20 protein-coding genes, 1 tRNA gene and 1 pseudogene are annotated in these 22,016 nt (G+C 59.3%); 7 read left to right on the plus strand and 15 right to left on the minus strand.

Annotated features, from left to right (window positions below; all coding sequences use genetic code 11):
- From OC445_RS11650 to yecR, 5 genes and pseudogenes are all read left to right on the plus strand, one after another.
- Positions 1 to 210 (plus strand): annotated as a pseudogene (locus OC445_RS11650) (DUF6708 domain-containing protein); the annotation flags it as partial.
- Positions 211 to 1,378: 1,168 nt separating this feature from the next.
- On the plus strand, positions 1,379 to 1,678 hold the full coding sequence (locus OC445_RS11655; protein ID WP_054895743.1) for a hypothetical protein: 300 nt from the start codon (positions 1,379 to 1,381) through the stop codon (positions 1,676 to 1,678).
- A gap of 255 nt (positions 1,679 to 1,933) precedes the next feature.
- Positions 1,934 to 2,542, plus strand: a complete 609-nt coding sequence (locus tag OC445_RS11660; protein ID WP_054895744.1) for a hypothetical protein — start codon at positions 1,934 to 1,936, stop codon at positions 2,540 to 2,542.
- A gap of 42 nt (positions 2,543 to 2,584) precedes the next feature.
- Positions 2,585 to 3,001, plus strand: a complete 417-nt coding sequence (locus tag OC445_RS11665) for a hypothetical protein (protein ID WP_054922082.1) — start codon at positions 2,585 to 2,587, stop codon at positions 2,999 to 3,001.
- Between the two features lie 74 nt (positions 3,002 to 3,075).
- Positions 3,076 to 3,378 (plus strand): YecR family lipoprotein, encoded by a 303-nt coding sequence (yecR, locus tag OC445_RS11670; RefSeq protein ID WP_054895746.1) that lies wholly within the window; start codon positions 3,076 to 3,078, stop codon positions 3,376 to 3,378.
- Positions 3,379 to 3,587: 209 nt separating this feature from the next.
- On the opposite strand, the gene OC445_RS11675 is transcribed toward yecR, so the two are convergent.
- The 5 genes from OC445_RS11675 to OC445_RS11695 form a co-directional block, all read right to left on the minus strand.
- Positions 3,588 to 3,663, minus strand: a tRNA-Gly gene (locus OC445_RS11675).
- A 60-nt stretch (positions 3,664 to 3,723) separates the two neighbouring features.
- A complete protein-coding gene (gene pgsA / locus OC445_RS11680; RefSeq protein WP_003190391.1) occupies positions 3,724 to 4,284 on the minus strand; it encodes a CDP-diacylglycerol--glycerol-3-phosphate 3-phosphatidyltransferase in 561 nt (186 codons plus the stop codon).
- A 32-nt stretch (positions 4,285 to 4,316) separates the two neighbouring features.
- Positions 4,317 to 6,140, minus strand: coding sequence for an excinuclease ABC subunit UvrC (gene uvrC, locus OC445_RS11685; protein WP_019821446.1), 1,824 nt, complete (start codon positions 6,138 to 6,140; stop codon positions 4,317 to 4,319).
- A 1-nt stretch (position 6,141) separates the two neighbouring features.
- Positions 6,142 to 6,783, minus strand: coding sequence for a UvrY/SirA/GacA family response regulator transcription factor (uvrY, locus tag OC445_RS11690; protein ID WP_092488413.1), 642 nt, complete (start codon positions 6,781 to 6,783; stop codon positions 6,142 to 6,144).
- 151 nt (positions 6,784 to 6,934) lie between these two features.
- Complete coding sequence (locus tag OC445_RS11695; protein WP_089042763.1) at positions 6,935 to 7,300, minus strand: helix-turn-helix domain-containing protein; 366 nt, start codon at positions 7,298 to 7,300, stop codon at positions 6,935 to 6,937.
- 82 nt (positions 7,301 to 7,382) lie between these two features.
- Here OC445_RS11695 and OC445_RS11700 point away from each other — a divergent pair, with 82 nt between their 5' ends.
- Entirely contained in the window at positions 7,383 to 7,622 is a 240-nt protein-coding gene (locus tag OC445_RS11700; RefSeq protein ID WP_089042764.1) for a DNA-binding protein, read from the plus strand.
- Between the two features lie 35 nt (positions 7,623 to 7,657).
- On the opposite strand, the gene OC445_RS11705 is transcribed toward OC445_RS11700, so the two are convergent.
- Both OC445_RS11705 and OC445_RS11710 read right to left on the minus strand, forming a co-directional pair.
- Entirely contained in the window at positions 7,658 to 8,104 is a 447-nt protein-coding gene (locus OC445_RS11705) for a GNAT family N-acetyltransferase (RefSeq protein ID WP_054922078.1), read from the minus strand.
- Positions 8,105 to 8,854 carry a carbon-nitrogen hydrolase family protein gene (locus OC445_RS11710; protein ID WP_198791587.1) on the minus strand — a complete coding sequence of 250 codons (750 nt, stop codon included), beginning with the start codon at positions 8,852 to 8,854 and terminating at the stop codon, positions 8,105 to 8,107. It abuts the gene before it with no gap.
- 617 nt (positions 8,855 to 9,471) lie between these two features.
- Between OC445_RS11710 and OC445_RS11715 the strand changes: the two genes are divergently transcribed.
- Complete coding sequence (locus OC445_RS11715) at positions 9,472 to 10,551, plus strand: 3-deoxy-7-phosphoheptulonate synthase (protein WP_072448730.1); 1,080 nt, start codon at positions 9,472 to 9,474, stop codon at positions 10,549 to 10,551.
- Between the two features lie 124 nt (positions 10,552 to 10,675).
- On the opposite strand, the gene OC445_RS11720 is transcribed toward OC445_RS11715, so the two are convergent.
- From OC445_RS11720 to OC445_RS11755, 8 genes are all read right to left on the minus strand, one after another.
- Positions 10,676 to 11,098, minus strand: coding sequence for a hypothetical protein (locus tag OC445_RS11720; RefSeq protein WP_054922070.1), 423 nt, complete (start codon positions 11,096 to 11,098; stop codon positions 10,676 to 10,678).
- A 134-nt stretch (positions 11,099 to 11,232) separates the two neighbouring features.
- Positions 11,233 to 14,847: a transporter substrate-binding domain-containing protein gene (locus OC445_RS11725; protein WP_198791586.1), complete on the minus strand. Its 3,615-nt coding sequence runs from the start codon at positions 14,845 to 14,847 to the stop codon at positions 11,233 to 11,235.
- A 6-nt stretch (positions 14,848 to 14,853) separates the two neighbouring features.
- The gene (locus OC445_RS11730; protein ID WP_034127079.1) at positions 14,854 to 15,480 is read right to left on the minus strand and encodes a response regulator transcription factor; all 627 of its coding nucleotides are present in this window, start codon (positions 15,478 to 15,480) and stop codon (positions 14,854 to 14,856) included.
- A 288-nt stretch (positions 15,481 to 15,768) separates the two neighbouring features.
- Positions 15,769 to 16,485 carry an MgtC/SapB family protein gene (locus OC445_RS11735; RefSeq protein ID WP_003190369.1) on the minus strand — a complete coding sequence of 239 codons (717 nt, stop codon included), beginning with the start codon at positions 16,483 to 16,485 and terminating at the stop codon, positions 15,769 to 15,771.
- Between the two features lie 163 nt (positions 16,486 to 16,648).
- Entirely contained in the window at positions 16,649 to 19,354 is a 2,706-nt protein-coding gene (gene mgtA, locus OC445_RS11740) for a magnesium-translocating P-type ATPase (RefSeq protein WP_054895754.1), read from the minus strand.
- A gap of 809 nt (positions 19,355 to 20,163) precedes the next feature.
- Complete coding sequence (locus OC445_RS11745; RefSeq protein ID WP_089042766.1) at positions 20,164 to 20,763, minus strand: GNAT family N-acetyltransferase; 600 nt, start codon at positions 20,761 to 20,763, stop codon at positions 20,164 to 20,166.
- Between the two features lie 11 nt (positions 20,764 to 20,774).
- Positions 20,775 to 21,119 carry an FKBP-type peptidyl-prolyl cis-trans isomerase gene (locus tag OC445_RS11750; RefSeq protein ID WP_034127076.1) on the minus strand — a complete coding sequence of 115 codons (345 nt, stop codon included), beginning with the start codon at positions 21,117 to 21,119 and terminating at the stop codon, positions 20,775 to 20,777.
- Positions 21,120 to 21,374: 255 nt separating this feature from the next.
- A complete protein-coding gene (locus tag OC445_RS11755; protein ID WP_034127075.1) occupies positions 21,375 to 21,995 on the minus strand; it encodes a lipoprotein in 621 nt (206 codons plus the stop codon).
- Between the last annotated feature and the right edge of the window lie 21 nt (positions 21,996 to 22,016).

Below are 22,016 nucleotides of genomic sequence, written 5' to 3' on the forward strand. Positions count from 1 at the left end.
TTTCATTTCGCCCACGAAATTCAACAAGGCGAAATGTACTGGGCCATGGCCCAACTCTTCATGCAACAAGGCCCGCAAGCCCTGCCCGCTTTTCCCCGCCCACCTCGTGACTGGAACAACGAAGACGTGACCTTCAATCTCGCGCGTCGCTTGGCCCCCAAAGTGCGATGGCCAGCCGAACTAGACCTGGAGTCACGCACAGCCTCCTGACACTTCGTCAATGCAAATCAGCCCACAGCGGACGAATCAGTTGGGTTGATTGAACACTTGAGCACGCTGTCGCACGCCAACCGCCAATCGAAAGATGGATGTCAGCCTGGAGAGATAGCTCCTACGCCGCTGCCAATTACTTCCGACGGCCCCTTCTGAAAATCCTAACAGCCACGAAAAATGACGAGCCCTTTTCAGCAATTAACGTTATGTATTCGGTTGTTCAGGGCAAGAAGCCCACGTCCCCATTCATCTCATGAGGAACTACCATCATGCTGGATACTTCGTTTTTTCCTTCATTACCTACCGTCCCGGGTACACCCCTGCGTCCTCGACAGCTCAGCCGAGAGGAAGAGCGACTGGTGCGCTATTACCGTTGCTTGTCGGAACAGGATCGTGAAGCGGTGCGCTGCCTGATGTTTGCGGTCAGGGAAACCAGCCGCTCCGAACACCCTCACCCCTGAACAATGACGCCAGCATGGAGCTGCGAACGATGAGGTACCTGCGGTGTTGGGCACGCTGCCAAAGAGCCTGCCGCCCCCAGCCGCATGAGCATCGCTACTCGATTGTCGCCCGAAATTTCTCCCCCAGTCCCGTCCCCAGCCACTGGGCATTGACGCTCAGCAACCGTGCAATCCTATCGAGCCACGCATGTGGAATGCCCCGCGAAAACCAATTGGTCAACCGCTGAGGGGTGACCTTCAAGAACAGGGCGAAATCCATTGGCGAGATCTTGCACTCCCTCAACAACATCCGCAGACGCACGCCGGAACATTCGGCGCTGACCGCCCTAAGCGTCATTGATCGACGCCCCGCACACGCTTCTTTCCCTTGCTCAAAGACCATTCCTTGCTCCTTGTGTAACGCCATATCTTTCTTCGCCCCATTCACAACGCGGACTCATTGAGTATAAACATGGCGTCCATCAGGTCCAGTTCCTATGCCGCAAAGCCCACCCCGACGCGACAGCCACGCCTGCTGTAGCCGATTTCCTTCAGCCCCAGAACAGCCTGCCGTGGGTTCCATCTCGATTTCTTCCAGGTGATTGTGAGAGCAATTGTGCGCTCCTAGACTCCGCAGCCGTAGGGCAATCCCCTGCCCCTCGAAGATTCCCACGGCCGGCACGTCGCACCTCGCCCTGCCGCCGCCACTGCAAGGAGCCACACCCATGACCAAGTCCTCGACGCCCCTCTTACTACTCGCACTGGCCAGCCTGCTAACAGGCTGCTCCACCACTCCCAATGTTTTGCAGATGCATAAAGTCACCGCCGAAGCGATTGGCCTCGCCTCCACGGATGAGCTGACCATGGGCCCGGTGACCAAAGGCAAGGAAGACTTCCTGGGCGGTGCTGAACTGACGTTTAAAGCCACAACAGCAAAGGGGCGCGTATTCAACTGCTCGACCTTCATGACCCCGGGCATCCTGCTTGAGCCGCCGACGTACTCGCGACTGACCTGCACCAAGTAAGCCCGATACTCCGGTGCGGGCACCTCGTGCACCGGTGATGCAGATAGATGCAAGCGGGCGCCCAGCGGTCGCCCCATGCCATGGAAAGCGTCCGTGACAGATATTTCTTACAGACCAAACGCATGGACTCGCAGGACGAGTCCTGATTGCGCCCACGTTATTGAAGCCCACGGATGACACTGCCTAGGATGTGCCCACTCGCTCATTTGATTGAGCCTTGGCCCTCCCAGCGTCCACGACAGGAGTCGATTGACCATGTACAACAACATCACCCTCGGTTTGCGAAAGCGCCTGCTCGCAGGTTCGACCTTCGCCCTCTTATCGCTAAGCGCAGCCCCCGCGCTGGCCACCGATTGGTGGATGATCTTTGGCACCGGCGACACGCCTAACAGAGACCTGTTCTTCGCCGATGCACAGTCGGTAAAAGCCACACAACAAGACCCGCAAAACACACAGCTGACGGTCGTGCAGGTGTTCGAAAGTCCCAACAGCCCCAACTACGTGAGCTACACGCTGGAGCTGCAATGCGCGCAACGACAGCTCAGGGTGAACTCGGCCACCGCCTACCTGCGCGCCGGGGCCACCACGGTGCTGCCGGCGCCTAAACGCTGGGTGCCGGTGCCCAAGAGCTGGCTGGAGCATGGCTATGACTTCGCCTGCGCACCAGGCAAACGCAAGTCCAACGCCATGATGCCAATGGGCGTTGGCTCCATCGACAACGCACAACTGGTAGCGATCACGCAGCAAGGCCTATTCAATCAGTTGCCGGGTAATCAGCCGATCCGCATTGAGTCCAAGAAGAGCAGCACCGAGGACGTGATGCGCGACCTCAATTTCCTCTTGGGCGCACCTGAGAAAAAATGACCTCCGGCGCCAACCGGCACGCTTGAATAATGAGTGATCAACATGAAATACACAGGCGCATTGGCCTTGGCCCTCGTACTGCTGCAGACCGGCTGCGTCAGTTTTGACACCGTCCCGGAAATGTACGCGCGCAGCCAATGGAAAGGCCGCCCGGCGCAGGACGCCATCAATTTCTTTGGTCCACCCAAAAAAATGGACCGCACCGCGGACGACCAGCATGTGGTGATGCAGTGGTACCGCGACACGTCCTACAACAGCAATGAGGTGGTGGCACAAAGCGCGGAAAGGCAGGGCAACGTGATGGTGCACACCAACTATTGGGCAACCGTCAATAACCCGAATCGCTGCATCCTTTCCATCATCGTCGATCAGGACAGAAAGATTGTCGGGTTTGAAGCCGATGAAGGCGAGTTGCTGCTGTCCAGTGGCTGCCAGTCGGTCAAATTTGGGCCGCCTTAAGGCGACCTACGCTAAGGCTGGCTAACAAAAAAACACCTGACAAATGTCATTTCCATGAAGGATCGTCCTCGACAATGAAATCCATCATCGTCGCCATCGCCCTACCGCTCTTTGCAGGCTGCGCAACGCCGAAATATTGGGAGGCCACCGGCGGCAACCCGTCCGACGGCCTTGTGCAACTCTTCTACGTACGGACGCCGTTTGAGTACGCGCAGATCCGGGAGTCCCAAGGGTTGGCGATTGCCACGGGGCGCTGCCAGTTTTGGAACTACGCGCGCGCTGAGCGCGCAGGCGCGCAAAAATCCGTGTGCCGCACGATGGGGCAATTCCACTGCCTGGAAACCACCGTTACTCAGGATTATCGGTGCCAGAAGTGACACCCTCCCAAGGCGTCGAGGCGCATCGGGAAGTTGAGCGAACAGTAGTTGGCCTGGCGACCCAGGCGAACTGAGCGGATCTGGTAACATACGAACTTGAGCGCGTCCCCTACGGTTGTGCGCACAAACAAAAAAGACGCCTAAGCGTCTATTCCGTAAATCACAAGCAAAAAAAAGCCACTCGTTAGAGTGGCTTTTTCTTTTATGCTTGGAGCGGGAAACGAGACTCGAACTCGCGACCCCGACCTTGGCAAGGTCGTGCTCTACCAACTGAGCTATTCCCGCTTGGTGATGCGCATTCTATAGAATCCTCAGCACCCGTCAACCCCTTGATTCAAAAAAGTTTTATTTCTTTTCAACGGTGGTTCGCAGATGGGGCCAGGCCGCACGCAGATATTGCAGCATGGACCACAGGGTCAGGCCTGCGGCGACCAGCAGCAAGGCGTAGCCTGTGAGGACCCAGAACGAGAAGTCCGACGGGTTGGCCAGCAGGATCACCAGCGCGAGCATCTGCGCGGCGGTTTTCCATTTGCCCATGTTGGAGACGGCCACGTGGGCGCGGGCGCCGATTTCGGCCATCCATTCGCGCAGGGCCGAGACGACGATCTCGCGGCCGATGATGACGGCGGCCGGCAGGGTCAGCCACAGGTTGCCGTGTTCCTGCACCAGCAGGACCAGGGCGACGGCGACCATGAGTTTGTCGGCCACGGGGTCGAGGAACGCGCCGAAGGGCGTGCTCTGTTCCAGGCGACGCGCCAGGTAGCCGTCGAGCCAGTCGGTGGCGGCTGCGAAGGCGAATACCGAACTGGAGGCGACGTAGCTCCATTCATACGGCAAATAGAACAACAATATGAAAATCGGGATAAGCAGGACGCGTAGAACGGTGATCAGATTAGGGATATTCATCGGCACAACTGGCTACGAGGTGAGAAGGCATTCTATTCGCTATGCAGATTGGCATAAATCAATTCAGCGAGCTTTTTACTGATACCGGGTGCTTTGGCTATTTCGTCAATGCTGGCACGGGAGAGCTCCTGCAAGCCACCAAAATGTTTAAGCAAGTCGCGACGCCGCGTCGGGCCAACCCCCGCAACCCCTTCCAGGGTTGAGGTTCGCCGGGTTTTGCCACGGCGGGCGCGGTGGCCGGTAATGGCGAAACGGTGCGCTTCGTCGCGAATTTGTTGAATCAGGTGCAGTGCGGGTGAGTCGCCCTTCAACGTGAACTCATGGGCGGCATCATTCAAGTACAACGTCTCGAAACCGGCCTTGCGCGTGGTGCCCTTGGCCACACCGAGCAGGATCAGGTCGGGCACCGCCAGTTCGTTGAGCACGTCACGGGCCATGGATAACTGGCCCTTGCCCCCGTCTACCAGCAGGATATCGGGCAACTTGCCCTCCCCGTCCTTCAACTTGCTGAATCGCCGCGTGAGCGCCTGGTGCATGGCGGCGTAGTCATCGCCGGCGGTAACGCCTTCGATGTTGTAGCGCCGATAGTCGGCCTTGATCGGCCCTTCCGGCCCGAATACCACGCAAGAGGCCACCGTGGCCTCACCGCTGGAGTGGCTGATGTCGTAGCACTCCAGGCGCTGGGGCGGCTCGTCCAGGTTGAGGACCTCGGCCAGGGCGTCGAAGCGTGCAGCGACGTGCTGTCGATTGGCCAGGCGTGCACCCAGGGCCTGTTCGGCGTTGGTGACGGCCAGTTGCTGCCAGCGGGCACGGGTGCCGCGTACGCGGTGGCTGATGTCCAGCTCGCGGCCGCGCAGCTCGTGGATGGCCTCGATCAAGGTGGGGAAGTCTTCGTGCACCACGTTGACGATCAGTTCAGACGGCAGGTCGCGCTCAGGGCTGCTGACGTAGTACTGGCCAAGGAACGCGGCCATGACCTCTGCCACGTCTTCGTCGATACCGGTCTGCGGGAAGAAGTTCTTGCTGCCTAATACCCGCCCGCCTCGTACGCTGATCAGGTGCACACAGGCGCCGCCCGGGTTGACGAACGCGGCGATCACGTCGACGTCACCGGTGCCGCCTTCCATGCTTTGCTGGTCCTGGACACGGCGCAGCAGGGAGATCTGGTCGCGCAGTTCGGCGGCCTTTTCGAAATCGAGGGTGCTGGCGGCCTGCTCCATGGCCCCGGACAGCTCGTCGGTGAGTGCGTTGCTGCGCCCTTCGAGGAACATCACCGAATGGCGCACATCTTCGGCGTACTCCGAAGGTTCCACCAGGCCCACGCAGGGCGCCTTGCAGCGCTTGATCTGGTATTGCAGGCACGGCCGGGTGCGGTTCTTGTAGAAGCTGTCTTCGCATTGACGCACAAAAAAGGTTTTTTGCAGCAGGCTCAGGCTTTCACGAATCGCCCCAGCGCTGGGGTAAGGCCCGAAGTACTTGCCCTTTTGCTTTTTTGCCCCGCGGTGAATGCTCAGGCGCGGAAAGTTGCCATCCGATAAAAACACGTAAGGGTAGGATTTATCATCACGCAGCAGGATGTTGTAAGGCGGCCGCCATTCCTTGATCAGCGTCTGCTCAAGCAGCAGCGCCTCGGTTTCATTGGCGGTGATGGTGGTTTCGACCTGGGCGATACGCGCCACCAAAGCGGCGGTTTTCGGCGCAAGGCCGGTCTTGCGAAAGTAGCTCGCCAGACGGTTCTTCAGGTTCTTGGCTTTGCCCACGTAAAGCAGGCGCGCCTCGCTGTCGAACATGCGGTACACGCCGGGGCGGCCACTGCAGGTGGAGAGAAAGGCACTCGGATCAAACGGTGTGGTCATGTCAGGCGCTGGCGTCCACCATGCCGTGGCGCACTGCGAGCAGGGTCAATTCAACATCACTGCTGATGGCAAGCTTCTCGAAGATACGATAACGGTAGGTATTGACGGTCTTGGGCGACAGGCACAGCTTGTCAGAGATGGTCTGCACCTTCTGGCAACCGACGATCATCAGGGCGATCTGGATTTCCCGCTCCGACAGCGCATCAAATGGCGAATCGCTGGTGGGCTGGAACGACTTGATCGCCAATTGCTGGGCAATCTGCGGGCTGATGTAACGCTGGCCGGCAAATACCAGGCGAATGGCTTGCACCATCTCGGCCAGGCCTGCGCCCTTGGTGAGGTAGCCGGCGGCACCGGCTTGCAGTAAACGGGTGGGAAACGGGTCTTCCTCGCACACCGTGACCACCACGACCTTGATGTCCGGATGGCTGCGCAATAACTTGGTCGTGGCACCAAGACCGCCAATCCCAGGCATCTTGACGTCCATCAGTACCACATCGGGCTTCAACTCCCGGGCCTTGATCAGGAACTCCTCCCCCGACTCCGCCTGGCCGACTACTTGCAGGCCGTCGATGTCAGCCAGCATTCGTGTAATGCCTGTACGAACGAGATCATGGTCATCGACTACTAGCACCCTAATCAAGCAGACACCTCGCGATATGGTCTTATAGGTTGCTGAACACCTTAGCAAAAAACCAAGGCGCAGACCTAGTTGCAAGTGTCATATATATAGAGATTAAACGTGCTGCGGCTGTTCGCCGGCTGGCAAACAGCCCTGTTTCCTGGGCTAAAGGTCAGGATTCCGGGGGGGGCGACTTGGCTTTTCCGTTCACCACAGATGAATGCTCAGCCAAGGTACTGGTCAAGCGACGGATTGCGTCCTGGTCTTCCTTGAACATCGCTCGGTAATTGCCCAACACTTTTTCTTCGATCTTGCTCAGGTTATCCAGCTGGATCGGCGTTGGGCTGCCGGTCAATACGTACAGGATATCCACTCCTTTTTCGGCGACGCGAGACAAATAGTCGGCCTTGGGTGCACGACCACCGCTTTCATATTTGCCTTGGGCGTTCGCTTCAACGCCTCCAATTTCTCCAAAAACTTTCTGCGACAGGCCAAGTCGCTCTCTTTCTTGCCTTAAGCGCGAACCGATTCCACTCATTTGGATGTATGATCCTAAATTGGCACACCCCAAGAGGTGTCACACCATCACTTCGTTAAACAAACTTGAACGGTTTTGAACTATGCCCGGAATCCGTACTGCTGCACAAGCCAAGGCCTGGCTGGAACATCAAGGAAAGTCAGTTCAAGCGTTCGCCCGGGAGCATGGCGTAGACCCGGCAACCACGTATCAAGTGCTCTCCGGGCGCAAAAAGGGACGGCGTGGAGAAGCCCATAAAGTGGCGGTACTTCTGGGCATGAAAGAGGGCGTTATCGTGGATGAGCCGGGAGCTCAATCCCACAACGAACAAAGCACTAGCTGACAGCAGTATGCGCTTATTTGTAGGACGTGCCTGTTTTAGTCCGATGTGAGTGCGCGACACTCACGCTCCATCCGCCAGAAGCCATCCTCTTCACCGACAATGCTCAACCCCAGGCGCTGATACAGCCTTCTTGCCGGGTTGGTCTTGAACACCGTCAAACGTAGAAAGCCCAGGCCCTCGACGCGTGCCTTGAGCGCCATTTGCTCCAGCACCCATGTGCCCGCGCCCTGCTTGCGGCAGCATTCCAGCAGGTGCAGCTCGCGGATATACAGGGCCTTGCCATCGCGGCTCAGGCTGATAAAGCCCATGACGCCGTCATCGTTGCAGATCAGCCAGTTCTCGCGGCCCGCCCAGGCCACGTCGAAGCCGTCGTTGGACCACAACAAGCCGTTCTGACGGTAGTAATGGCTCATGGCCTGCTGGGTCAGGGTGCGGGCAAACGGCAGGTCCTGCTCGATGGCCCGGCGCAAATGAAACCTCATTCAGAGGGCTACCACTTGGCCGGTCCACTGCCCGCCATCGCGACGGGCGATCACCAGCGCGTCGCCGACACCGGGGGCGGCAACAAGCAAGTTGCCATCGGCGGTCCAGATCGCACTGCGACCGGCACAAGCCCAGCCTCCAGATGGGCCACCGTGGTTAGCCATCAGTACCAACAGGCCATGCTCGGCCGCATAGCCTTCAAGCAAAGCACTGTCCGCCGCGTAGCCTCCCTCGCTGATCAGTACGCCGGCGGCATACACCGTGGCGCCCGCTGCCGCCGCTTGACGTGGATGGCTGGCCTGGGAAAAGTCCGCACACACCGCCAGCGCGATGCGCTCCTCTGCCAATTCCAGAGGCTCGCCGCCCTGCCCCGCAGCAAATGCCAGCTCTTCGCCGGGGTGCAGATGCTGCTTGGTGTGGACGCCTACTGAACCGTCCGCCTCAAGCACCAGCGCGCCGATCAGCACACCTGTTTTTGGCGCCAAGCGCACCGGCATGCCCACCACAGCCATCAACCGCAGCTCCCGCGCCAGCTCACGCAGGGGGGCCAACACGGCGTCTTGCGGGTCGATGGCCAGGTCGACCGCCAGGAACGGCTCGTAGCCTGTCAGTGACAGTTCTGGAAACACCAGGCATTGCACGCCCTGTTCAGCCGCGGCCCGCATCAACGCCAGGTGCCGCTGGATATTGGCAGCGACATCGCCCGGGATGGAAACGGTTTGCGCCGCAGCAAGGGTCAAGGCAGTCATGGTCGCGTCCTGGCAATCACTGGTTGAGAGTTATCAGCATATCCACACTTACCCCATAGCGGTAAGTACTACCACGCAATAGAAATTACTGATTGAATCCACCCGCACGCCTCTAGTAAGCTCCCCTCATCATTTGGAGAGCCCCATGTTGCCACTCACCCACACTCAGGTTTGCCCTGCTGCCAGCGCCTTGCGCTCGGTGTCGGCTATCCGTGTGAACGGTTCGAGCGCACTGGCCGGCTTTTATTTTGGGTATTGGTTTAGCCACTGGCGCGCCTGATACCTGAAATCGGCGCCCACTACTCAAGGGGTCGCCTACCAGAGAAATCTAAACCCCCGGTCGGCTCCCCGACCGGGGGTTTTGTTTTTTCAGCGCCTGATAACTTGTTTTTCACGCTCACTTAAAGGAATCACACCATGAACTACGCCACCTATTACCGCTACGACACTTGCACTGCATGGCGATTTAGCCAGCTCCGTTCGGGACAGCCTGCCGCCTCCGACCGGTCACCCCGTGGTGGCAAGCCAACACACGTAGCCGATACGGCCAATTGTCGAACACCCCAGTAGGCCAAGCGTGCGGGAATCGCCCGCCGCTTGCCCAGGAAGCCTTGAATATGAACTCCTCCGTCGCCGCTTTGCCCGTCTCTACCCTCAACAGCGCCAATGAAGCCTTGACCCAGCGTTTGCCCAGCGCTCTTGAACTCAAGCACCAACTCCCGCTCAGCCCGTTCCTCAACGAACAAGTCCACGCCCATCGCCAAGCCGTGCGCGCCATCCTCAATGGCGAAGACTCACGCTTGCTGGTGATTGTCGGCCCGTGCTCTATCCACGACCCGGAATCGGCCATGGAATACGCGCGCAATCTGAAGAAGCTCGCGCTTGAAGTCAGCGACCAGATGCTGCTGGTGATCCGTGCCTACGTCGAGAAACCGCGCACCACTGTGGGCTGGAAAGGCTTGGCCTACGATCCACACTTGGACGGCAGCGATGACATGGCCGCCGGCCTGACCCTGTCCCGCGAACTGATGCGTGAAATGCTGCGCCTGGGCCTGCCGGTGGCCACCGAGTTGCTGCAACCCATGGCCGCCGGCTACTTCGATGACCTGCTCACTTGGGTCGCCATTGGCGCACGCACTACCGAGTCGCAGATTCACCGCGAAATGGCCAGCGGCCTGGGCATGCCCGTGGGCTTCAAGAACGGCACCGACGGTGGCGTCGCCATTGCCTGCGATGCGATGCGCTCAGCCTCTCACCCGCATCGCCATTTCGGCGTGGACAGCCAGGGCCACCCGGCGATCATCCAGACTCCCGGCAACCCCGACACCCACTTGGTGCTGCGCGGCGGCCACCGTGGGCCCAACTACGATGCGCAAAGCGTGGCCGGCGTAAAGCACGACCTGGCCAAGTCCAAGGTGGCGGCACGGATCATGGTCGATTGCAGCCATGCCAACAGCGGCAAGAACCCGCTGCGCCAACCGGCGGTATTCAATGACGTGCTGGAGCAGCGCCTGCAAGGTGATACCTCGCTGGTCGGCATGATGCTTGAGAGTCACCTGTTCGAAGGCTGCCAGCCGCTGAGCGCGTCGATGAAATACGGCGTTTCGGTGACCGATGGTTGCCTGGGTTGGGACGGGACCGAGCAGTTGTTACGCAGTGCCGCTGAGCAGTTGCGGGAACACCGCAAAGCCGACTGATCGGTGAAAATCAAAATCCGGGAGGGAGCTTGCTCTCGCTGGACGGGGTGCAGCCCCCGTCATTTTAGACAAAAAGCGGGTCCGCTTCGCGCCCCAGCGGGGGCAAGCTCCCTAAGGGACGCGGCTAGGCCCTGGCCACCGGCATGCGGGATAACTCCCGCAGCCACGGCAACACTCGCAGGTCGTGGAAGACCTCCGAGGGGTCGACGATGCCCATGAAATGTTCAAGATTGACGTTGTCCGGCACGCCCGGCAGGCGCACCCGTATTACCGGCGTTACACCGCAAGGCGCACCCAGATCCAGGTGATCGTAGACCAGCACATGACGCACCTGAGGCTGAGCTTCGTAAGCCTGGGCCATCAGCGCCGCATTGATAATCAGCACATCGAATGGGTCGGCAGGAATAGCGGTGAGAATCCGTAACTCCTCGAACGTTTGCACCGGCACGATCCGGTAATAGCCCAACTGGTTGAGCATTTTCTCGATGTACAGGCGTTGCAGATGCTGTTCATCGGCAATCAGGATGGTCAATGCTTTGTTCGGCATGGCAAACCCCTGGGCAGGCAGTGCTCGACAGTGAGCGTCGCCCATTTTCCAGACATATGCCGACGAAAAAATCAGGCTTATTCCCCGTTCATGTAAGAACTTTCCCAAATCCTCCGAAAGGCGATCAACCACAGTCATGGCTGATTGCAATAAGCGCTTAAGCCATGATGCAAAACATCGATCGCCTCACCCACGCTTTCAACCGCTGGTCCCAATGCCTGACGGTCCCGCTGTTCACACGCCGCCTCCAATGCCTCACATACACTGATCAATGGGTTGGCCTTGACCATCCGCGCGCCTCCCTTGGCACGATGAGCCAGGTCGTGCAACTTGGCAAAGTCTGCCTGGCTTGCCAGCCGTGGCAGCAAGGCACGATCCGCCTCCAGGCTTTCGAGTAACGGCGCCAGCAATTCGACCAGCGCGGCATGATCATCCCCGGTCAGCGCAACCAGGGTGCTCAAGTTGAAGGTAACCAAGGGGCGCGGGCTCGTGCCAACTGAACGCGACGCCAATGCCGCCCGCAAGTCGTCAAGCCCGGTTGGCTTGAACAGGCAGCCATCCATGCCAGCCTGCCGACAGCGCTCGGCCTCCTCCGGCTGGGCGTTGGCGGTGAACCCGAGTAACAGGCAGGGCTCCAGACCCCGCTCACGCTCCTGTGCGCGAATCTCCTCGGCCAACTGATAGCCGTTCTTGAACGGCATATTGCAATCGGTAATGACGCCGTCGAACTGCCCCGTTCGCCACTGTTCAAGCCCTTGGACACCGTCTTCGGCCGTGATGATACGGTGGCCCAGAAAGCTCAACTGTCGGGCCAGCAGCAAGCGGTTGGCGGGGTAGTCGTCCACCACCAGAATGCTCAGCGCGCGCCCCTCAGGCGCCGCCTCTTGCACAGGCTCAATCGGGGCTGGCAGCGTGGCGGTCATGACCAGGGTCAACGTCACGTCCACCCGAGTGCCGTGCCCCAACACACTACTCAAGTGCAATTGGCCGCCCATCATTTCGCACAGGCTGCGGCTGATCACCAACCCCAGCCCAGACCCGCTGCGTGCCGATTGCTGGTTATTGCTGCCCTGGATGAACACACTGAACAACCGCTGCTGGTCGGTGACGCTGATTCCGATGCCGGTATCTTGCACCCATAACTGCACGGCCAAGCGATCGCCCTCGACCACCGCCTGCGCGACCAAACTGACCTGCCCATGGGGAGTGAACTTGATGGCATTGCTCAGCAGATTCGAGACCACCTGCTTGAATCGCAGCGGGTCGACCAGCACCGCCTGGTCAATCAACGGGTCCAGCTCAACCTGCAGTGCCAACCCCTTGGCTCGGGCCAGCCCCTCGAATACGCGTGCGACCGACGCCAACAACTCATGCAGGTTGGCGGGCTCCAGGGTCAGTGACAAATGCCCGGACTCGATCCGCGCTATATCGAGAATATCGCCGATCAGCTCCAACATACCCCGCGAAGCCACCGAGGCCACCTCCAGAGCATCGCGGTCGACCCGTCCCTGCTCGGCATTTTTCAAGGCCAGTTCGATCATGCCGATCACGGCGTTCATCGGCGTGCGGATCTCGTGGCTCATGGTCGCCAGGAAGGTCGTCTTGGCGCGATTGGCGGCGTCGGCATCGTCCTTGGCTTCCTGTAGCTGGCCGAGCAGCCGGTGCCGTTCGCTTACGTCTACCCAACCGGCAATCATGCCCACCACCTTCTCGTCGCCGTCGCGATACGGCAGCATCCACTGGTAAATGGTCAGCACATCGCCGTTGGGCACCTTGAGGATTCGATCATGAATCTGCGGCTCGCCGCCGGCCATCAAGCGCAGGTAATCGTCATGAAACGACCGGGCCTGTGGCGGGTTTTCGATGTCGGTTTCCACTACGGTCCTGCCGATCACGTCTTCAAGTTTGTAGCCAAACACGTCGAGGTAGGCGTTATTGCAGGCCATCAATCGCCCTTGGCGATCACGCACGTAAATCGGGTGCGGCGTGCCGTCGATCAATACGCTCATGAACCGCATCTGATCGCTCAGCGCTCGCTCGGCCTGCAGGCGCTTGCGAATCAGGCTGCGCAGGTAAATCGCCCAGCCCAGCGTGATGGCCAACAACAACGCCGCCAACCCAAAGCCCTGAAGAATCACATTACGATAACGCAACCAATAGCTGTCCTCGATGATGACCTCGCTACGCCACTGGCCAATCAGTTCGTCCATTTCCTGAGGGGTGATGCTCAGCAGCGCCTTGTCGAGGATCGAATACAGCTCCAACTGACTGCGATTTACCCCAAAGGTCACGCGTGCAGGCTCAATGCCAACCGTGCTGCTGACACGCAAGCGGTCGCGGTAATACCGGGTGATCAGATAACGTGCGCTGATCAACGAGTTGACCGCGCCGTCGGCGTCACCATTGGCCACCAGCGCCATGGCTTGCTGGGGGTTCTCCACGTCGACAAACATCACACCTGGAAAATTTTTCGCTATGTCCTCATGCAGGCCATTGCCGACCACCATGGCCAGGCGTTTGCCGACCATGTCCTCCAGCGTGAGCGGGCTGTGGGGACCGTTACGGGTTACCAGCACAAAGGGATTGGTCAGGTAGGGCCGGGTAAAGCGCACTTTTTCAGCACGCTCCGCGCTAGGCGTGACGACCGCCAGCATGTCCGCCGTACCCGCACTGACGATATTGATCTGGCGCGGCAATGAGCCGCCCGGGACCACATCGAACTTCAAGCCGGTACGCAAGCTGATACGCGATAGTACCTCGGCACTCAACCCTTCGAACTGGCCTTGATCACCAATAAAAGATAACGGTAGAAAGTCATTGAGTACCGCGACTCTGACCCTTGGATTCTTTTGCACCCAGCGTTGTTCGCTGGCACTCAAATGCAACCGGTCAACGCCGATTATCCCCAGGTTACCTCCGCTCCAGCGGCGCAGGATTTCCATCTGCTCGCTGGCGGGAATCGCCTCCAGCGCGGCATTGAGAATGGGCAGTAAACGTGTATTTTCGCGGGCGACGGCAAACGCAAACGGGTTGACTTCCAAGCCGGAAAAATCCGCCATACGTACATTGTTGAGGTGATTGCGATTGATCAGATAGTTGCTGCTGATAGCATCCCCCAAATAGACGTCGGCGCGACCAAACGCTACGGCACCAATGGCTTCGAAAGTCGAGGCAAACAACTCCAATTGGGCCTGGGGGTAAAACGCCCGAACGGCGTCGGGCTGCATATAGTGATACAGCATCGCTACACGCTTGCCCGCCAGGTCGTCGTTCAACACCTGGCTATCGCCGCTGCGAGTCACCAGGGTCGGTTGATCGTTGGCGTAGGAGCGAGACAAAAGCAGTTGCGGGTCGGCCGCTTCGTAGCCATTGGCGGAACCGAGAAAATCCACGCCCCCCTGCTTCAAGGCTTCGATCACTTCATCGCGGGTATCGTAACGCCGTACCTCTATGGAGATATGCAGGGCCTGACCCACCAGTGCGGCAAAATCGGCGGTGATACCTTCGAGCTCGTCGTTGTTATTGGTCAAGTCAAAAGGCGCGTAATCGGGAGCAGAAACTCCCATCAACAATGTGCGCCGCTCGCGCAGCCAGCGCCAATCAGACTCGTCCAGTGCCACTTGCGGGGTGTCAATACGTGAGTGCCCCAACAGCCGCAAAGCATGGGGCTCATCCAGGGCCACCGCGATCTGAGGTAACAGGCTCATCCAGAAGATCATGGCGAACCTTATAAACGCGGTGGTGATCATCTCAATTCAGATCAGATGGTTGCGCTGGGCAAACTTGGATAAGTGCACTACCGAAGACATGCGTAACTTCTCCTTGAGTCGAGTCTTGTAAGTGCTGATGGTCTTGTGGCTCAGCAGCATCTGTTCGGCAATTTCCTTGTTGCCCAGCCCCAGGGCCAACATTTGCAATACGGTTAACTCACGGTCCGATAAGCACTCGATCATCTGCCGTTCCGTTTCTTGCAGATCATCGCGGCGCACCGAACTGGTCGGCAAACTGGGGAAGCAGCTGTAGCCCGACATGATCGCTTTGATAGCCTTTTGCAGCTCATCCAGCTCACCGGTCTTGGCGACGAACCCCATCGCGCCGGAACGCATGCAACGGGTAGAAAAAAATACCGCCAGGTAGGAGGTCAGTACCAGAATCTTGCACGGCAAGCCCAACGCCTTGATGCGGCTGATAACCTCCAACCCGCCTAATTTAGGCATCGCCAGGTCGAGGATAATCAGCTCGGGACGTTGCTCCCTCGCCAACTGCATGGCGTCAGCGCCATCCCCCGCCTGAAAAATCTCATCAAACCCCTCCAATTGCAGGAGGTGTTTGACCGTTGCCCGGATAAACGGATGGTCATCCACAATTAATGCTTTGCTCATAAAACTTCCTTATGTGGACAAAATACCCTTACACATCACGCCGGACCTGGGTACCTGTGAGAAATGACAGTTCCGACAAGCGGCACTGCTTCCTTGGAGCGGTAACCAAGCAGTGTCTGGCCTTTTCAATTAACTCAACAGAGCGACGGACGCCGGGCCTCAACGGCGCAACAGCCGCAAGTACCCAACTTTAGCAATGCAATGATGTTTCAACCGAAGGGATAATCCGGACAACATGTAGGATTTTTCCACATGCAAGCTTAGCCAATCCTGGCCAGCCCATAAGGATCAGTCGGTGGTGCTCGGACTCCAGAAGGCCTGCACCACCAGGGTTGACGTTGAGAGGCGCGCCACCAGCGCGTCCAGTTCGTCGCCATCCACCGACGTGGCGGCGAGGATGGCCTCGATTTCCACTTCGTCACTGCCGAACGGTCGCACGTCGACGTCGCTGGCAGGGTAGTTGCAGCGTGCCAACTCGGCTTCCAGTAACACCATCACGGCCTGTTGCTGACTGCGGCGCGCAATGACATAGAGGATATTGGTGACCTCTGCCGACACCACGTCCAAGGGCTGACGATTGATGTTGTTGACGATCGGCCGCAGCAAGGTGTTGGCCGCCAGCACAAACAGCGTGCCCAGCAACGCCTCGAGGATCAGGTCGGCACCGGCGCAGGCGCCCACCGCGGCCGAAGCCCAGAGGGTTGCGGCCGTGTTGAGCCCGCGCACATTTCCCTCCTCCCGCATGATCACACCCGCCCCCAGGAAGCCAATGCCCGACACCACATAAGCGACCACGCGCACCGCGCCTTCCGCACCGCCCAGTCGGTTGGCCATGTCGACAAAGATCGCCGCGCCCACCGCCACCAGCACATTGGTACGTAAGCCGGCGGTGCGCTGGCGGTACTGGCGCTCGAACCCGATGAGGCCACCGAGAATAAACGCAGCGCTGAGGCTGACCACGGTGTCGACCAGGGAGTTGAGGTTGATGTTGTTGATTGCCTGCATAAGAAATCTCCATGAATGCAGCGGCACATTGGTAACTCGCAGGCCCCTGTAGGAGCTGGCTTGCCTGCGATAGCGGTACACCACCAATGAATCTGGCGACTGATACACCGTCATCGCGGGCAAGCCCGGCTCCCACAGGATTTGCGATGTTGCATGGAACCTGTTACTGCCAGCCAAACCTGCGAATGTAGTAGCCCTTCACTGCCTGAGTCAGCGCCATGTAAGCCAGCAAAATCACCGGCAGGAACACGAAGTACAGCGACGGCAGCGCCTGCAATTTGAAGTAGTGCGCCAAAGGCCCCATCGGCAGGAATATCCCCACGGCCATGATCACGCCGGTCATCAACATCAACGGCAGCGCTGCGCGGCTTTGCAGGAATGGGATTTTTGGCGTGCGGATCATGTGCACGATCAGGGTCTGGGTCAGCAGCCCCACCACAAACCAGCCGGATTGAAATAGCGTTTGGTGGTCTGGAGTGTTGGCATCAAACACATACCACATGAGTGCGAACGTGGTGATGTCGAAGATCGAACTGATCGGCCCGAAAAACAACATGAAGCGCCCCACTTCCCCCGGCTGCCAGCGTTGCGGCGTGGCAAGCATCTCGTCATCGACGTTGTCGAACGGAATCGCAATCTGCGAGATGTCATACAGCAGGTTTTGCACCAGCAGGTGCATCGGCAGCATCGGCAAAAACGGGATAAAGGCACTGGCCACCAACACCGAGAACACGTTGCCGAAGTTCGAACTGGCGGTCATCTTGATGTATTTGAGCATGTTGGCGAAGGTGCGCCGGCCTTCCAGCACGCCCTCCTCCAGGATCATCAGGCTCTTCTCCAGCAGGATGATGTCAGCCGCTTCCTTGGCGATGTCCACCGCACTGTCCACCGAAATCCCGATATCCGCCGTGCGCAGCGCCGGAGCATCGTTGATGCCATCGCCCATAAAGCCGACCACATGTCCGTTGGCCTTGAGCAGCCGCACGATGCGTTCCTTGTGGCTGGGCGTGAGCTTGGCAAACACATTGGTGGTTTCCACGGCCAGGGCCAGTTCGGCGTCGCTCATCGACTCGATGTCGTTGCCCATCAGCAAGCCTTGTTGCTCCAGGCCCACTTCGCGGCAGATCTTCGCCGTGACCAGTTCGTTGTCGCCGGTCAACACTTTCACCGCCACGCCGTGGGCCTTCAGGGCCTTGAGGGCGGGCGCGGTGCTTTCCTTGGGCGGGTCGAGAAACGCCACGTAGCCGATCAGCGTCAGGTTGTTTTCATCGGCCAGGGTGTAGGTGTCACGTCCTGCCGGCATCGGCTGCGCCGCTACCGCCACCACCCGCAGCCCTTCTTCGTTAAAGGCCGCGGTCACCTGGCGAATGCGCGCCAGCAGTTCGTCGGTCAGTGCCTCATCGACGTCACCATGACGCACGCGATTGCATACCGACAAAATTTCCTCCACCGCCCCTTTGCAGATCAACAGGTGCGGTTGGTGCTCCTCGGCCACCACCACCGACATGCGGCGGCGGTTGAAGTCGAATGGGATCTCGTCGACCTTGTGGAACGCGGTACCGACTTTCAGCTCACGATGGATGTCCACATGCTCGAGCACGGCCACATCCAACAGGTTTTTCAGGCCGGTCTGGTAGTAGCTGTTGAGATAGGCCATTTCCAGCACGTCGTCCGACTCCTGGCCCCACACGTCCACATGGCGCGCCAGGAAAATCTTGTCCTGAGTGAGCGTGCCGGTCTTGTCGGTGCACAGCACGTCCATGGCGCCGAAGTTCTGGATCGCGTCCAGGCGCTTGACGATGACCTTCTTGCGCGACAGAAACACCGCGCCCTTGGCCAAGGTCGAGGTGACGATCATGGGCAGCATTTCCGGGGTCAAGCCTACCGCAATCGACAGCGCGAACAGCAACGCCTCGGTCCAGTCGCCCTTGGTGAAGCCGTTGATGAACAGCACCAGCGGCGCCATCACGAACATAAAGCGAATCAGCAACCAACTGACCTTGTTGACCCCCTGCTGGAACGAGGTGGTCGCACGGTCCGTCGCCGTGACGCGTTGCGCCAAGGCACCAAAATACGTGCTGTTGCCGGTGGCGAGGATGACCGCCGTGGCGGCGCCGGACACGACGTTGGTGCCCATAAACAGAATGTTCTCCAGCTCCAGCGGGTTGCGCGTGTGGGCGTCCTGCTGGTGGGCGAACTTTTCCACCGGCATGGATTCGCCGGTCATCGCCGCCTGGCTGACGAACAAGTCCTTGGCGCTGAGCACGCGGCAGTCCGCGGGGATCATGTCGCCGGCCGACAATACAATCAGATCGCCTGGCACCAGTTGCTTGATCGGCAGTTCAATGCGCTTGGCAGACTCGCGGCGCAGCACCGTCGCGGTATTGCTCACCATGGCCTTCAAGGCGTCGGCGGCCTTGTTCGACTTGGCCTCCTGCCAGAAGCGCAACAGGGTCGAGAGCACCACCATGGAGAAAATCACCGTGGCGGCCTTCATGTCTTCGGTCAGCCAAGAGATCACCGCCAACAGGGTCAGCAGCAGGTTGAACGGATTCTTGTAGCAATGCCACAGGTGCACCCACCACGGCAGCGGCTGTTCGTGCTCGACTTCGTTAAGGCCGTATTGCACGCGCAAGGCGTCGGCTTCCTGAGTGCTCAAGCCCTCGGCGTGGCTGCCCAGCACGCCCAGCAATTGCACAGTGCTGCGGTTGGCAGAGGCCACCAGTGTCTGCGCCAGGCTGGGCGGTACTTCGCGGCTGACGCTGGCATCGGTCACGGTCTCCAGCATCGCCAGGCGGCGAAAATGCCGGGCGATATGCCGGGTCCGCAGGAAACCGGCGAAGAACTCTTTGAGCAAAGTGAGGTTCATGGTGTAACTCCTGCGCGAGGAAAAACCGTCGTGCAGGTACTGCCCGTCCACACCGCGCCCGTCACACAGGCACAGCCGAACCTGGCCCGCCCGCCCTAACAGGCAGGCGCGTCCGTAGCATCCAGGCGTTACCCAGGTGCTGGTCAGCGTCGATGAGAGGGAATCAGGCAGGTGCCAGGACTGGCCACCGCCGGGATGCCGCTTCTCGCTTTATGAGGCGAGACAACGGCATCTGGAAAATGCGCGTTACCTTGCCAAGTAGAGGCCGGTTACCGAAACCGGCCGACGACTGTCACTCGAACAAGTATCCACTGAGGGTCTCCGCTATTGATGAAAACGCGCGAAGCTTACGCCCCGATGTTGGCGGAGTAAACCGTAGGAAAGTGGCAGGCTGGTGAATAAGAAGATTCTTCAGGATGGGTTCAGGAAAGAGCGTTTTGCTTACTTTTGTCTGGGCCGGCAGTCCGGCTTTTCAAAAGTGAGCCGCTGTAAAAGCGGAACCCTGAGTAGCCGTTACCGCAGGAATGGATATGTACACGGTCCAACTGTGTTGACTGTCAGGCCGTCTTCGCAGGCAAGCCAGCTCCCACATTTGGATCGCGGTGCGTCAGCTCGATCAGCGTCGACTGCCAGGCCGTCACGGGAGCAAGCTCCCTCGCCACAGGTCCAGCGTCGCGCCGAAGTTGTGTAGATACCTATGCTGCGATAGCGGTGTGTCAGCTACAAATTCACTGCCTGGCACTCTGCATACGCAACGATACGGCGGCACGCCTAATCAGCGTCTACATGGGATTGATGTACATCCCTGGCTATGGCGTATCAGGTCGATCCCTTTCAACCAACGCCACGTAGTCTTCAATGCTCACGCTGGCAACACCCTTTACCTGGATAGACACCTTATTCACCTGCCGACCCATCGTGATGCCCTCGCGGGTACGCACCTGTACATAGCCAAGTCTGGGCCAAAAACGCTCGGCCCTGGTATTGCCCACCACTACCGTCAGCCGCAGCCACTGGGCGCCCTTCGCCACCGCCCAGGCCTCAAGGTCCGCGTGCAAGCGCTGCGCCAGCCCGCTGCCGTGCCAGCGCGCATGCACCAGCAGCAACCCGATGTGCCACACCCCGGTGGCGAGCAAATCCGCGGCGATATTCACCACGGCGACCAGGTGGCCCTGCGCATCTCGGTAACCCAGCCAGTACAGGCGGCTGCAATGCCAGCCGGCGGGTAATTGGCCGCGTAATTCTTCCCGTGCTTCGGACGGGGTAGCCGGTTCGCCATTCACCGCGATGAAGTAAGCCGGCGCCTGTTCAAAAAACTGCTGCAGCTCAGCTTCATCGCAGCCAAGCAGCTCAACCACCCGAATGCCTTCGAGGAAACTGCCAGGCAACACCTGTGGATCAACGTCCATGTTCAACCTCTTCAATCATCCCGTGTCAGCACTTCCAGCAATTCAATTTCGAAGCGCAGATTACTGTTGGGTTTGATATGCGCGCCCATCGAGCGCTCGCCATAGGCCAGGTGCGCCGGTACATACAACGAGCGTACACCGCCAACCTGCATGCCCATCAAGCCCTGGTCCCACCCCTTGATCACGCGGCCAGTGCCGATCACGCACTGGAACGGTTTGCCCCGCTCCCAGGAGGAATCGAACACCGTGCCATCTTCCAGGGTGCCGGTGTATTGGGTGGTGATCAGCGCGCCCTTGACCACGGCTTTGCCGTCGCCCAGGCGGATGTCGGTGACCTGCAGTTCGTCGTTGCTCATGGGGTTCTCATTGAAGGGTCAAAGGCTGGGGTTTTCCCAGAATCGGAGGGGTTTGGCAAGTGCAGGGAAATGGCCAACGTGATGGTGGACCGTTCGCTGGAATGCATACAGCCGCGTCAGAATCCAATGTGGGAGCTGGCTTGCCTGCGAAGGCGGTGTGTCAGTCAATGCACCTGTGACTGCACGACCGCTTTCGCAGGCAAGCCAGCTCCCACATTGAATCTGCATGCATTCAGAGGTCGCCGTGTCGACCCTTTACAACCAATGCCAGAACCGGCTCCAGAACCCGCGCCCCAACTCATCCTTGCACCCGGCATATTGGCGCGCATACATCTGCGAACGCGCCTGTACCTTGCTCGCTACCGGCGGCAGCCAGGCTTTGCTGGCATAGGTGCGCTGGCGGTAGCCGCCCCAGCCTTCGTGGTAGTTCAGGTACTGGCCGTAGGCATCGTATTTGTAGACGCCGTTGATGGTGTAGGTCTTGTCCATGTACCAGCCGATAAAGTCGATCGCGTCGTCGAAGTCTTCGCGATCAGCGCCGCTGCGGCCGGTGGCTTTGCGGTAGTCGTTCCATACTTCATCCTTGGCCTGGGCATAGCCGGAAGCGGTGGAGACGCGGCCCCATGGGATGATCCACAGCAGGTATTTACGCGGGGTCTTGGCGTCGTGGCGAAAGCCCGACTCCTGATACATGATGGCAAACGGCACCTGGATCGGTACGCCCCAGCGCTTTTGCGTGACCTTGGCGGCGTCGTACCAGTCGTCTTTTTCGCGGAAGATACCGCAGAGGTCGTTGGGCGTGCGTGGCGGCGAGGTGCCGCACGCCGCCAACAGGGAAGTGAGTAATAACAGTCCGACGGCTTTGCCTGCGCTCAAGGGTCACCTTTGTGGGATAAG

This window comes from Pseudomonas sp. Pse35, assembly GCF_024519715.1.
GTDB classification, from domain to species: Bacteria; Pseudomonadota; Gammaproteobacteria; order Pseudomonadales; family Pseudomonadaceae; genus Aquipseudomonas; species Aquipseudomonas paracarnis.